This is a genomic window from Kitasatospora sp. MBT63 (assembly GCF_000710465.2).
Taxonomy (GTDB): Bacteria; Actinomycetota; Actinomycetes; order Streptomycetales; family Streptomycetaceae; genus Kitasatospora.
In genome coordinates this window covers 608-824 of the sequence record NZ_JAIZ01000759.1, presented here as the reverse complement: position 1 = coordinate 824, position 217 = coordinate 608, and the positions used below count along the sequence as shown (strand labels likewise).

Sequence of the window (217 nt, the reverse complement as noted above, 5' to 3'; positions counted from 1 at the left end):
CCCGTCTCGGGCAGCACCAGCGGCGCCTCGACGACCAGTTCGTCCAGCACGCTCGCGCCGACCTCGTCACCGGCCCGGATCGCCAGCTCCAGCAGTGCGGTGCCCGGGACGATCGCCGTGCCCTGGACGGCGTGGTCCGCGAGCCAGGGGTGGTCGGCGAGCGAGATCCGGCCGGTGAGCAGCGCGCCCTCGCCGTCGGGGAACCGGGCGGCGGCGG

1 protein-coding gene is annotated in these 217 nt (G+C 77.0%); it reads right to left on the bottom strand.

From position 1 onward, the window contains the following. A partial coding sequence (locus AA75_RS39625; protein ID WP_033825324.1) for a polyketide synthase dehydratase domain-containing protein occupies positions 1-217 on the bottom strand: 217 nt, incomplete at both ends.